A 627-nucleotide genomic window follows, 5' to 3' on the forward strand; every position below is an offset into this window, starting at 1 on the left:
CCAATCTGATACCCCAACTCTCGCATCATCGACATCAAGGCGCGGCTACCTGCCGAGTCCCGACTCTCTTTAAACAACCGGCGCAACTCGCTGCGTTGCTGTATCCGCTCACGGTTAATCGTCCGCTTGCGAGCCAGATAGTCGTAAAAACAGGAAGTGGGGACATCGAAAGCGCAGCAGACCAGGGTGATGGGGGCTTGCTCTCTTAACTGGTCTATCAGCGCGTACGTGTGAACTCGTCCGTCATCAAGAGAGCCGTAGCCTTTTTTAGAATGACCTTTTCGCGCTCGAGCCGATGGATGCGGGCTTCCAGCTCCTGGATTTTCTGCTGTTCCGGAGTAAGCGCTTTGCTGATAGGCGTGGTGCCGGTTCGTTCGGATTGCAGTTGCTGAACCCAGCGGCGAAGTACGGTTTCACCGACATCCAGTGAACGGCTTGCTTCGGGGACAGAATATCCCTGGTCGAGCACCAGGGATGCGGCTTCGAGTTTGAATTCGGCAGTAAATGAGCGACGTAATCTTGTCATTGAACACCTCAGGTCATGGTGGCGACTGTACCACCTAAAATGGTGTCCGGGATGATTAGACCATATATCATTCATCAACTTGAACAGGGAGTCGAGTAGTC

The 627-nt window shown here is 53.4% G+C and carries 1 pseudogene; it reads right to left on the bottom strand.

The features are described from left to right. A pseudogene (locus BN1115_RS21585) lies at positions 1-526 on the bottom strand (transposase); the annotation flags it as partial. Positions 527-627 lie beyond the last annotated feature (101 nt).

The organism is Aeromonas allosaccharophila (assembly GCF_000819685.1).
Classification (GTDB): domain Bacteria; phylum Pseudomonadota; class Gammaproteobacteria; order Enterobacterales; family Aeromonadaceae; genus Aeromonas; species Aeromonas allosaccharophila.